This window comes from Methylacidiphilum sp. Yel, assembly GCF_004421185.1.
GTDB lineage: Bacteria > Verrucomicrobiota > Verrucomicrobiia > Methylacidiphilales > Methylacidiphilaceae > Methylacidiphilum.
The window spans coordinates 41,003-52,065 of record NZ_LXQB01000045.1; the positions used below are offsets into that span (position 1 = coordinate 41,003).

At 42.8% G+C, this 11,063-nt stretch carries 8 protein-coding genes; 3 read left to right on the plus strand and 5 right to left on the minus strand.

From position 1 onward, the window contains the following. Nucleotides 1-881 precede the first annotated feature (881 nt). Together A7Q09_RS07090 and A7Q09_RS07095 are read left to right on the plus strand one after the other, a co-directional pair. Nucleotides 882-1,463: an FkbM family methyltransferase gene (locus tag A7Q09_RS07090; RefSeq protein WP_134390658.1), complete on the plus strand. Its 582-nt coding sequence runs from the start codon at nt 882-884 to the stop codon at nt 1,461-1,463. Between the two features lie 69 nt (nt 1,464-1,532). Beyond that, nucleotides 1,533-1,856: a hypothetical protein gene (locus tag A7Q09_RS07095; RefSeq protein WP_134390660.1), complete on the plus strand. Its 324-nt coding sequence runs from the start codon at nt 1,533-1,535 to the stop codon at nt 1,854-1,856. Between the two features lie 425 nt (nt 1,857-2,281). On the opposite strand, the gene A7Q09_RS11310 is transcribed toward A7Q09_RS07095, so the two are convergent. The 4 genes from A7Q09_RS11310 to A7Q09_RS07115 all read right to left on the minus strand — a co-directional run bounded on the left by A7Q09_RS11310 (nt 2,282) and on the right by A7Q09_RS07115 (nt 8,475). Continuing rightward, nucleotides 2,282-2,473, minus strand: a complete 192-nt coding sequence (locus tag A7Q09_RS11310) for a type II toxin-antitoxin system PrlF family antitoxin (RefSeq protein ID WP_134390662.1) — start codon at nt 2,471-2,473, stop codon at nt 2,282-2,284. Between the two features lie 340 nt (nt 2,474-2,813). Continuing rightward, nucleotides 2,814-5,078 carry a hypothetical protein gene (locus tag A7Q09_RS07105; RefSeq protein WP_134390664.1) on the minus strand — a complete coding sequence of 755 codons (2,265 nt, stop codon included), beginning with the start codon at nt 5,076-5,078 and terminating at the stop codon, nt 2,814-2,816. 11 nt (nt 5,079-5,089) lie between these two features. After that, the gene (locus A7Q09_RS07110; protein ID WP_244228591.1) at nt 5,090-6,154 is read right to left on the minus strand and encodes a TolC family protein; all 1,065 of its coding nucleotides are present in this window, start codon (nt 6,152-6,154) and stop codon (nt 5,090-5,092) included. Between the two features lie 995 nt (nt 6,155-7,149). Continuing rightward, nucleotides 7,150-8,475, minus strand: coding sequence for an FAD-binding oxidoreductase (locus A7Q09_RS07115; RefSeq protein ID WP_134390666.1), 1,326 nt, complete (start codon nt 8,473-8,475; stop codon nt 7,150-7,152). A 138-nt stretch (nt 8,476-8,613) separates the two neighbouring features. On the opposite strand from A7Q09_RS07115, the gene A7Q09_RS07120 reads away from it, so the two are divergent. Next, nucleotides 8,614-9,660, plus strand: a complete 1,047-nt coding sequence (locus A7Q09_RS07120; RefSeq protein WP_134390668.1) for a lipase family protein — start codon at nt 8,614-8,616, stop codon at nt 9,658-9,660. A gap of 167 nt (nt 9,661-9,827) precedes the next feature. Here A7Q09_RS07120 and A7Q09_RS07125 read toward each other — a convergent pair whose 3' ends face one another. Next, a complete protein-coding gene (locus tag A7Q09_RS07125) occupies nt 9,828-10,895 on the minus strand; it encodes a zinc-binding dehydrogenase (RefSeq protein WP_134390670.1) in 1,068 nt (355 codons plus the stop codon). Between the last annotated feature and the right edge of the window lie 168 nt (nt 10,896-11,063).

Genomic DNA, 11,063 nt, shown 5'->3' on the forward strand with positions numbered 1-11,063 from the left:
CCTAAGGCAACTACCTGATCCTAAAGACAAGAAAAAAATCTCTCCGCGGTAAAGGCCGCCTGTGCTTACAAGGAGCTTACTCAAGTGGAGCGGGCCTTTAGGAAGTTAAAAGATGTCCTAGAGATGCCTCCAATCTATCCCCATGATCCGAGAGCTCGTCCAGGCCCATGGCTTTGTCGCCGCCTTGGCCTTCTTGCTTGACCCGATATTGGAGAAAAAACTTAAGGCAGTCAAACTCCCCTTTTCCCCCAAAGAGGCCCTGACTCACCTACGTACCGTCCAAAGACGCCCGAAGCAGACATAGCTGGCACCAAACACCGCGGAGTCACGGCGGGAAACCAACACGGGCGCCGGATCCTTTCCGCCCTTCGAATTGGCCGCTTAGTGCCTTGGAAACCCAAAAATAGTTCCTAAAACCCTCACATAGTGACACATTGAAAAAAATCTTATTTATAATCAGCATCTTAGAAAAGTTTCACCAAACATGGGCTAATTTTTAAAATTTGTCATACTTTTTCTTAAGTCCAGACTTAATTGCATCAGGAAAAGATCCAGTTGAAACCGAATATTTTTAAAAAAGAATTTCTTTTTTCCATCAATAACTTGTCTTGCACATTCAAACAATCATCTTATTCCAATTTTTGATTGAGAACAGAAAAACAAAGTTACAGTCTCATAAAGTTTATGAGTCTTCTTCTTCAATAAGAAATTGACTAATTCTTTCTTGAATATGCTCTCTATTGCCTTTTCTTCTTCAAAAAGATGTGCTAAACATTGACACGTTTCCCTGATTTTAATGGAAATGGAAAAATCAATCTTGAAATACTTAGACTCATGACGAAAACAAATCTTTCAAAGATAGTGAAATAGAATTAAAAAACATGTTCAATAAAAATTCAAAAAATGAAAAATCCCCATCTCTTTTTAATAGAATAGAGCAAAATATTTCAGATATTTTAACTTTATATAGTGGGAGACCACTGCCTGGTATTTCAAAAACCTCTCTTTTAGTTGATTGGCTATTATTTGGAATAACTGACTACAAAAAAAACAAAACAGATGATATTTTAAAGCTACTAAAAAGAAAAATTCATTATCGATCCTCCCATGATCTTAACTACCTAATTACAGAAATATTTTTTTATAAAATATATTATTTTCACTCAACAAAGCCCAATCCCAGAATCTTAGATTGTGGCGCAAATATTGGTTTAGCGACTCTTTTCTTTAAAATTCTCTATCCTAATAGTATTATCGAAGCATTTGAACCAGATCCAGAACTGTTCAGTATCTTAAAAAGAAATGTGACTGAAAACCAACTTTCTAATGTACATGTGTACAATTATGCCTTAGGAGAGAAAAACGGAATTGGAGAATTTTACCCAAATATTAATCCAACAATTGGTCAATTAGGAAAATTTGCTCCAGGCAGTTTACCACCAATCCAAGTTACTATTCGATGACTCTCAGAATGGATTGGAGAAGGAGTTGACTTCCTAAAGTTAGATGAAGAACTGTTTGAATCTAATTGCTTGTGGAAAGTAAAAGAAGCGGTGATTGAATATCATGGAAATCTTAATGGTGAAGAACTTCGGTTTGGGGAATTTCTATCGTTCTGGGAAAAAGCAGGTTTTGTAAGTATAATTAAACCTCTTCCAATAACTTATCCTTTTTATCAACTCTTTAAGTTTGAATCTAATTGCTTTCCCACTAATTTTTTACTTCGACTTAGGAAAAGAAAAGAAATATTCCCTACTGTTGAAAATAATAAGACTCAGAAAATTTTAAAAATTCATACCAGTCCTCCAAAAACGGTTGGTTGCGTATCCGAGAATTATGGCACTTCACCGACATGATCATAGTGGCCTTGATTTGACGTGTAGCGACCATTTGTATGCATTCCCATGGACACTGAAAAGCCACTAATCCGCATTGCTCAATCCTAAGATGTCATAGGGTGAATTTGGGTGCTTTGACCTTGGTAACGTTCGACTCAGAAGTAACCATCATAGGCCTAAGCCGCATACGATCTCACTCACCCCACTCAAGCGTTTATCAATTCGCCTGTCGTACTAGCTTAAATGTTCCAGCAACCGAGCCAAGGCAAAATTGAAGTTGGCAAAGCTCCATGTTCCGAATTGCCATCATTCGCTTGAATGCATCTCATAAGCCCACGTCCATGCTAACGCGGCGGTTCCATGCCATCGGAGGATCGAAAAGATGAATGTGCGCAGCATGATGACAACCAGCATTTGTCCCGATCCATTGCCGATATGAGCTATCATTTGTTCCGAAGACAACTGGATTGCAAGTCCAAACTCCGCAGATCGAGCGGCTCGGCGCGGCGCACGACCGCCTTGCCGTCTGCCACCTCCCACACGATCCGGTCCCCCGGCCCAATCTTTAGCGTTTCCCGGACCTCCTTCGGAATGGTCGTCTGACCCTTGGCCGTGACCTTAGCGACTACTTCCATGGGCTTACTCCTCCTTGTCGCATGAGCTCCTTACGCCCTACTTTACCGCTCGCCTTACTTCCGTGGCAAGGTTTGGGCCGCTTTTGGGTCGTTCGGGCTTGCTCACATCCTCGCCGCAACTCTGGAACCCTCGACAGCAACCACACGCCCTCTGCAAGAACCGGGGCTTGAGCCTCATCTCCGGGGTACCGGTAGCGGCACCCTCGTCCAGCAATGGTGGATCGCCTTCGCATACGCCCCGATCCCCGGCACTTTGTCGTACGCTGAGGCGTCGTTGATCTCCGGGACGGGAAGGGCGATCTCGAGGGGCTTATTGAAAATTGCCATATTCCCCGCCAGGTCACCGTGCCACGTTAAGCGCAATGGTATTTTTAGAGAGATCATCGAGACTTACTGGATGCGGACGAGCCAGCTCCCTAAACCGTTTGTGAAGAAAATAAGGGTCCAGCTCCTCTCGAGTTAAGGCGATCACTCTATAGCCGCGATCCACGAGCGTCCGTATGCGACGCTTTTCTTCATCCGAGTAGCTATCTTTGAGGGTCGAGAACGCGATATAGGGCTTACGGCGGAACCGATCTGCGATCTCTGCGATCTTCGTTACTTCCTTATTGGTGAAGTCGTTAAACCGTCCAACTTCGCCCAAAACGAGCTCGTACGACGTATTGAACCCTAGGTAGGCGTAGTCAATCTCGTACTCTTTGCCGGTATCCTCAGCGATAAGCTTTTGAGATATTACGTAGCGGCCCTGACGATGCACGAACTCCTCAAAACGCCAGAGTGACAAGATAACTCCCACACTGCCCTGCGCCGAGTCAGGAATCTGAAAGAGCCCGTCAGCCTTGTACTGCCATTCAAGCGAGGATCCAAACTTAACAGGTTGGCGCGTAAAACAGAAGCGACAAGTATACTCTTCAGCGAATTCGCTCACATGGTACCAGTCTTTCTTGAAGCAGGATCGACACTCGAATGTAGCACCAGGCCGGATAACCCGCTTTTCGAGAAGTACGTCGAAGATCAGGCCGAAGTCCAGCTGGCGGTTCTGGCGGTAAGAAAGAGTCAGATCCTCGTAGAGCTCCTTACGCCAGTTGATTTGATCATATTCATCCGGCTCCTTTTTCATAACGATGTCATTCATATTGCCCTTTGTCAGTTTGTTGTCGCGACTCCCCAGATGATCGAGAATCTTCCGCACACCGCAAATCTTAAAGATTCGACAGTCGTAATGAAGAGACCCCATCTTCTTGATAATCTGTTCGGCGTAGCGTCCTGGCTCGCTCGGCTCGGCTCTGAGGCCAGCCTGACGGAACAGCGCCTGAAAGACCTCGGCCGTGCGAACGGGGCTCAATGCGATGGTTGACCATGGCATGCCCTGGTGAACCACCAAACCTCGACACCCGAGTCGGGCTCGAGAGGATGCGCCGATAACTGCATGCTGGGCTACTGCTTCGACTTCTGGCTCCTTAGGAAAGGAGAACATATACTCGGGCTGGGTATAACCGCCGATTATGCGTACCTCGACCGACCAGGAAAACTCCTGGCACGGCGCCCGGTCCTCCAAATACGGCGGCGAGACCGCTTTTACCGGTGTCATCTGGCCATCCTGGAGGATAGAGATCTCCTCGCCTTCCTTGGCTGAGATTTCCGCGACGTCTATGTCGCCAAGATAATGTTCAATCTGGAGTCCGAACCGTGGGCGCCAGCAGCGCATCGCAAGGGGTCCCAGCCCCAGGGTGTTAACCCAGTCGCAGGCCTCCTTGAAGCGAGCCTCAGATACGCATGGACCCTTCTGCAAATCCGCGTGGTTTTCGATCTGCTGGTAGATCCGATAGCGCCCCTCGGTCGCCACAGCACGGATGGAATGCTCGAAGTTCTGGTAAGCAACGATTGGGACAAAGACAACGATGCGTCCCGTAGCCCGGATGTTCCAGAACTCGACGAGGTCGGTGAAGCTACGGTGATCCCCGATATAGATGATATGACTTGAGAAATTGGCCGGTCTGTCGAGGAGCTGCAATCCGTATCCGGTAAGGTCAAGTGGCAGATATCCCCCTGGCGGGGGTGTGAGATTTGGCAGTTGTGCCTCTTCGGCGCGAAGACCGTCCTTGAAGGCTCTTTCGAAGTCAATATCTATGGCGGGCAGCCATCCAAAAGATCCACAGACAAACGCCACAAATTCTGGCCAGTTGCGTGCCCGCTCGGGTTGAACCACTACAGCACGGGTGGGCCCGGCCACGAACCTCACCTCCCGCTCGTGTATGTTCTGGATGATAGGAAGGATGTTGAACCCAAAGCCAAGTCGGCGTCGCCCAGTGATGTCATCCGTTTCGACAACGTCCTCGGGTCCAACAATATGCCACCTGTATTGGTCGGCCAATTCAGGTGGGAGATCAGTGCCCGTGAGATTTACGAGGAAATCTGGATCGAACGCCTTGAGTAAGCCGTCCCGTTCCTCCTCAGGCCTAAGGGGGAGGATCGGGTTGTAGATTCCTCCCCAAAGGATCGTGTTCAGCGAGACGGCTTGAAGAGCCCCATTTAGATCTTCCTGCCCTACGATGAAAGCGTACCGCGAGGGCCTGAGTCGCTGGCGAACATGGATCGTCTCCATACGCTTTGCTCCTAGCTCGCTTGCCGTTCTGTTCTGTAGCTGCGCCGGACTCCAGCTGTCCATCCCCATTTTGGATAAAGAATGTACACATTGCTGATGTTTTCGTACTGGAGTAGAGCATCAAGATTAGGATAATAACTTGCCTGGGCTGCAGCAACAGCTGCGTGAGCCGCAGAAAGACCGTGTAGTGCTGCATTTAAATCTGTCCTTTTTTGTAGGGCTATTTTTAAAGCCTCCTCATAAGGGACATCAAAAGGAACAATCTGACTTTCTCCAGAAAGATATAATGGATCGTTCTCTGATCCACTAGGCAAATTCAGAATCATCCGTAACTGCTCTCGGCTCTTTACATATTGGTATCTAGCCTGAGCAAGATCGCCTTGCGCAGTCGAATATTCAGCTTGTGCACTCAACGCTTGATACTGAGGGAACTCCCCAGCCTTGTACATTTTCATAGTATAATCGGCGATCACTTTACTTGCTTCCGTGAGTTCTTCTCGAATATTTACCACTTCCTGGCGAAAAAGAGTTAAATAAAAAGCCTCCTTTACCTGTGCTGTAGTTTTTAGCGCCACGTCCATAGCCTGCCAAATCGCTTTTTCAACAAGCTCCTTTTGTTGACGAGCCAGTTTTACCGACTCCACATTAAGAATGGTTTGCTTAATTTGTACAGCACCAAGCCAACTTGTCCTTGTTAAGGGATAAGTCTCGATAGTAGGCAGAAACATCAGCAAAGAGCTTTGCTCCCTTTGTGCTCGGTAGACCAATCCACCATGAGGATACAGCTTAGCCTTAAACTGCATCTTGATCCCTTCTTGTTGTTCTATCGCTTTACGAGCAGATACCACTTCAGGATTTGCATCTAAGGCTCTCTGAATGACCTCTTCGAGAGTCCAAGTTTTTTGTTTGTTTACAGAAAGTTGTTTAGGATAAATGAGTTCCACTGGCTTTTTTACACTATAAAAGAGAGTCGATGCTGTGCTTTGAGACAGCTGACTTGAGGTTTGCTGAGCAAATAGACTAAGAACGAATATGGAAAAGAAAAAATAGGAAAAAGCAAAAATCTTTCTTTTCATTTTAATCCTCGTTTCTCCTTTGCATTTAATTCAAAAAAGCAAGCAGCAAATGAAAACAATTTTTTCCTTAAGAGATCAATAATTTACTTAAGTTATAACTCCAGTATCAATTTTCTTTGAAAAATTACCTATCTGTCTAATCCAAATCATAGTGTTAAATCACTTGTGCTGTAGAATATTAATTTTTCTGCCCACCCGTTTTAATTTTTCAAAAGATTCTACTTTATTCTCCTATTTTTTTAAACACATCCCTTCGATTGTAGTACGAATCATTTGCGAGTTTCCAATAAAAGATCCGTTACTTTCTTATGTTTTTTTTTAATCAGTTCCTATTTATATTCGGCTTCTTTCACCTGTTTTAGTCTAACACTTACTGCTTTTTAAAGCCTTTCACTTCTTTTGAACTAAATCTAAGCTTTTTTCTGTTTCGGATTGATCTCTCTCCCATCACTTCGACTTCCATACATAGGCCATTTTCTTAAGGAAACAAAAAGATAAATAAAGAAAAAATAAGATACAAATTTATTGAGCAGAAATTTTAACAAGTCATTTCATTATGATTTGATATTCAAAGCCATTATTGAAAAGTAAAAAAGAAGGATCAGGGCTTTGCATTTACAATAGAAAAAAACAATGGATATTAACAAATTAACAAATCGGCTAAAGCTCCTCTTTTTTCCAAGATCGCAACACAAATGAACTCTTCTTTTTTCAAAAAGACTTTTACATTCTTAGTTCTTAGATCAACAATCTACAAAAGAACATCTCAGGGTTGAAGAATACCCCATTTAGCAATAGACTTGAAAGAAGACCTGTAATAACGTCATCAAGTGGGAATCGAAAATAGAAAGGATATTTACTTTTGTTGTTTCTATTTGGCTTTCCCTTTCTTTGGATCTAACTAAAAAGCTTGCTTTGATCTCATGCTTTTAACACTAACAAGCCTATTACTCTTGTGTAGTAGCTGCTTGAGCAAAGGGCATTTTCACAACAATCTAAAAAAGAGTATCTTTTAATCTATACCACAGCCCTATCAACGGGAGGAACCATGGATGAGTCTTGCAAAAAAATTCTTTCTTAAAAGGAAGAGTTAACAATGGGCTTTGTCCTCTGGGATCGTTTAAAAGATAATACGCAGTAAGTTTGCCTAGATAGCTTGCTAAGGCAACCCCATGACCGCAATAGCCAAGACAATAATGGATACCGTTTGTTAACCTGCCATAATGAGGCAACTGATCAAAAGTAAAGCAGACTTTTCCTTCCCAAACGTTCCTAATCTTAATTCCTTGAAGCGCTGGAAATACCATAGATATGGACCGAAGAAGTTCCTTTGCAGCCTCTGTGATTGAACTACCGAAGCTTAAATGTGTTCTTCCACCAAAAAGTAGCTTTCCATCTTCTAAAAATCGGAAGTAATAAAGAAAGTTTTTCGTATCATAGACAGCAAATTTTGTGTGGACTAGTCTTTCTAAAAGATTCCTATCTATAGGTTCAGTCAATACAATCGTGCTCGGCAGAGGAATGATCCGTCTTTGAATTTCAGGAAAAGAAGAATTTGTATACCCATTGGTGGCTATAAGCACCTCCCTAGCAAGGGTTCTTTTTTTTCCAGAGAGAGTTACTTCAAATTTTCTCCCTTTCTGTTCTATCGATTGCACCTCGGTATGCTGATGAAAATAGACTCCTTTGTTAATCGCTAATGTCAGCACCCCCTGATAATAACGTGCAGGGTTAAGAAGTGCTCCATCAGCTAAAAAAAGTCCGCCATGATAGAGGGCTGTCTCCATCCAAGCCGAAAGTGAAGATTTGTCCAATAGTCTAGTTTTCAGAGAAAAGTAATTCTCCAACAGATCCGCCGTCTTCTCTAGGTTAGCAAGATGCATTGGCTTCCATGCGGCTACAAAATGACCGGGAACAACGAAGCCACAATCAATGTTTTCTTTTCGGATCGTTTCTTCAATATCCTCTCTTGCCTTCAAAGAAATATTGAAAAGCTCCACAGCTTTGTCTTTACCAAAAATCTGAAAGAGCTTGCTCACTCCTAATTTGTACCCAGAGCCCACAAACCCTGCATTGCGTGTAGAAGCTCCATATCCAAGTTCTTTGGCTTCAAAAACATGAACATTGAGCCCCTGTTCTTTTAAAATGATCGATGCCCATAGGCCCGTATAACCACTGCCAATGATTGCTACATCAATTTGGTTAGGAATCTCTTTATTCTCTACTTTTAGAGGCTCAACGGTTTCCCACCAGTAAGGAGTGGTCTTAAAGGGAAGGATAGTCGTTCGAAAAGGATTTTTTCTTCGAATGAAAACTGCCATAAACAATGATTAATTGTTGAACTGCTCTTCATGCATTCTATTGGATACACATTCTATAATACTCATTTGGATCCTAAAAAAAATTGACATCCTTCTTTTCTAGGCAGAGATTGTTCTGTTTCCAACAGACTATCATTTATGGCTTTTAAGGAAGGATTTGACCTTGAAGAAGCTCTAGGGCTTGCCTCTTTATGCGCTGAGATTGAAGAGACTCCTCTCCCTAATAATCGATCAGACTGGCAATTGATCTTTGATTCATTAGAATTTTCTCCATTCAATGAAAGATGGAAGTTATGGAAAAAGACATCCACAGATACTTATGCCATTGTTATTCGTGGGACCACTCTAAGTTTTGAGAGTATTCTAGAGGATCTACTTTCTTTTCTGATTCAATCAGATGCCAAACTTGATTATAAACATCAATCCATTGCTTATAAATTCGCTTCTCATCCTCAAGCTGCTGTTCATGCAGGATTTGCTATTGGAGCCCTCCTCCTTCTTCTTCATCCAGAAAAAGGCATAGTGAATCAATTAAAAAGGAATGTTCCTTCTTGCTCCCCAATTTATATCACCGGACATAGTCAAGGAGCAGCTGTTGCCACCCTCATTCGATCTTATTTGCACTATCAGCCTACCAACCCATCCCACAATTACAAAAGCTATGTTTTCGCCCAGCCCAAACCTGGCAATGATTTTTATGCCTACGACTTTGACCACCTCTTCAGCAACAAAGGACTGGCTTTTCGCATTATCAATTCACTGGATTGGGTTCCTCAGCTTCCTTTCACCTTCGAGCTTCTATCTGACATCAATAATCCAACACCATCAGATCCTCTCAACCCATTAGAGAAAAACAGTTTAAAATCTATGCCTCATATAGACTTTCTGCTTTCACAGCTAGGGATCAAAGAGCTTGGAAACAACTATGACCGCCTTATCTCTGCTCTTCTAACTAAAATTCAAATTAAAGCCCTAAATTTAATCAACACCATTCTAAAGCCTCTAGAATCTCTTCAGCCTGCCGATATTCAGTTGCCTGTCGTCCAATCATTCTTTTTCACCCTCGCAGCTACTCCAATTATCCTTATTGGCTTTCCTTGTTCAGGTAAAGATTGTGAGAACCCTTTCTATCAACACAGCATGCCTATGTATTACAAGCTAATGAAAAATCAGCTCCAAACATAAAACCTTTTGACTTTGAAGAAGATCGCTCACTGGAAATCAACATTGTTTGTTTTCTTAAAAAAAGAAGCATCTTTACAAATACGAACTTATCTTTAGAGATTAGAGCTCAGATATTATGAAACTGAATAGTGGCAGATAGGCACGTTTTTTTTGCAAACTCTTTTAGATCAAAAAGAGGTTTTTATAGCTACCTTAATAACCCCGTCCAGTTGATTTGAAAATATCCTGTAGGCCTCCTCTATCTCATCCAATGAAAACCAGTGAGTGATTAACTGTTTAAGATTAACTCTCTCGTTCTTTATAAGACTAATCAACCTCCTCATCCTTTCTTTCCCACCAGGACATAACGTCGAAACAATCTTCTTATCAGCTCTACCATAGCCAAAGTCTTGAAGAGGCACACCAATGTTTCCAAGTTGTGCAGGATACACACCAATGCTAGATATCGTCCCCCCAACTCGAGTACACCTAACACAATTCTCAAAACTCTCCTGAAGTCCTATTGCCTCAATTGCAACATCTACTCCTCTTCCATTTGTAATCTTCATTATCTCCTTAACTGGATCTCCCTTCTTAAAGTCAAGCACTATATCTGCCCCCATCTTCTTTGACATATCCATCCTCGAAGGAACAGTGTCAACAGTTATAATCAAAGAAGCACCCTTAAGCTTTGCTCCCGCAGTAGCACATAGTCCAATAGGCCCCTGCCCAAATACAGCAACACTATCTCCAACCTGTATATCAGCACTCTCAGCACCAGAAAGACCTGTAGAAAAAATATCAGTTGTAAAAAGCACATCCTCATCTGAAAGCTCATCCGGAATCGGGGTCAGATTTGCCTGAGCATTCGGAATCTTCACATAGTCTGCTTGAGCCCCGTCAATTGTATTTCCCATCTTCCACCCACCTAAAAACCCCCCACACTGAGCCCAGTTTGCAGAAAGGCAGTATTCACATTGACCACAGGGGGTAATTGCATTAATTGCTACTCTTTCTCCTACCTTATATCCAGAAACACCTTCACCTAATTCATGAATAACTCCGATTGGTTCATGTCCTATAATTTGACCAACCCTTACGGGATATTCCCCTTTCATTATATGGACATCAGTAGCACATATTGTAGTTAGAGTAACCTTTATAACTGCCTCTCGAGGTCCTGCCTTTGGAATAGGACGGTCTTCAAGCCCTATTTTATTAACATCCTTAAAAACATTTGCCCTCATGGTTCCCATCTAAACACCTCCAAACTTAATAGTTACTTATTATAGAAAACCTATTTCTCTAGCCCATGTTTGGTGAAAATAGCCTGATTTTGAGGGTGCTCCAGAGAGAGGGAGCCATTTTTGCCGAAACATAGTTATACATTATGAATAATTACTATGAATAAATCTTTTAAAGTA

What these genes read in the sequence shown, in the direction of transcription:
- A7Q09_RS11310 (WP_134390662.1), bottom strand. Translation starts at nt 2,473, where the DNA reads ATGGAAGTAGTCGCTAAGGTCACGGCCAAGGGTCAGACGACCATTCCG.
- A7Q09_RS07115 (WP_134390666.1), bottom strand. Translation starts at nt 8,475, where the DNA reads ATGGCAGTTTTCATTCGAAGAAAAAATCCTTTTCGAACGACTATCCTT.
- A7Q09_RS07110 (WP_244228591.1), bottom strand. Translation starts at nt 6,154, where the DNA reads ATGAAAAGAAAGATTTTTGCTTTTTCCTATTTTTTCTTTTCCATATTC.
- A7Q09_RS07105 (WP_134390664.1), bottom strand. Translation starts at nt 5,078, where the DNA reads ATGGAGACGATCCATGTTCGCCAGCGACTCAGGCCCTCGCGGTACGCT.
- A7Q09_RS07125 (WP_134390670.1), bottom strand. Translation starts at nt 10,895, where the DNA reads ATGGGAACCATGAGGGCAAATGTTTTTAAGGATGTTAATAAAATAGGG.
- A7Q09_RS07090 (WP_134390658.1), top strand. Translation starts at nt 882, where the DNA reads ATGTTCAATAAAAATTCAAAAAATGAAAAATCCCCATCTCTTTTTAAT.
- A7Q09_RS07120 (WP_134390668.1), top strand. Translation starts at nt 8,614, where the DNA reads ATGGCTTTTAAGGAAGGATTTGACCTTGAAGAAGCTCTAGGGCTTGCC.